Genomic DNA, 522 nt, shown 5'->3' with positions numbered 1-522 from the left:
AAAGCTGCTAAAGCCCAAAACAAGGAAAAGCCCCATTTGGGTAAAAATCATGGATTTTTTCTTTGTCACAATGCTCCTCCCCAAGAGGTTATAAGGTACAATTTTCTTCTACGTGTTTATGGTATATCCCATGCTTTGTATAGTTTTTCTTGATGATCAGTTGAAAAGAAAGTTTTCAGAGCTCTTTTCCAAAACAAGCACAATGCCTATTGGCAGCGATGAGCAACTCCTTATGTTTTTTTAAAGGGGAGTATTAAGGATGATGGGCTGGTGAAGTTGTCTGATATGAGAGACAATGATACAAAAAGACAATCAGAAAATTTTGCAAAAAAGCTGCACTATGCGTGCAGCTTTTTATGTATTTGCTTTAAAGGTAGACAGGTAGATGTTTTAAAGCATGAAAGTGTCCTTACGGCTTCTATAACCATAATAGCCAAAAACACTCGAAATAATGGCGCCTACCAGACTTCCTAAAAAGCCCCACCACCCCATATTGGAGGCTGTTTTTGTGGCTTTAGTCGC

At 38.5% G+C, this 522-nt stretch carries 1 pseudogene; it reads right to left on the bottom strand.

What is annotated here, in order from left to right:
- Positions 1–390: 390 nt before the first annotated feature.
- Positions 391–522 (bottom strand): annotated as a pseudogene (locus tag ACFIQE_RS11395) (DUF3792 domain-containing protein); the annotation flags it as partial.

The organism is Bartonella sp. AA1HLJMS, assembly GCF_042197445.1.
Classification (GTDB): Bacteria; Pseudomonadota; Alphaproteobacteria; order Rhizobiales; family Rhizobiaceae; genus Bartonella.
Note: the sequence above shows the minus strand (reverse complement) of the source record. Positions and strands in the feature narration are given on the sequence as shown.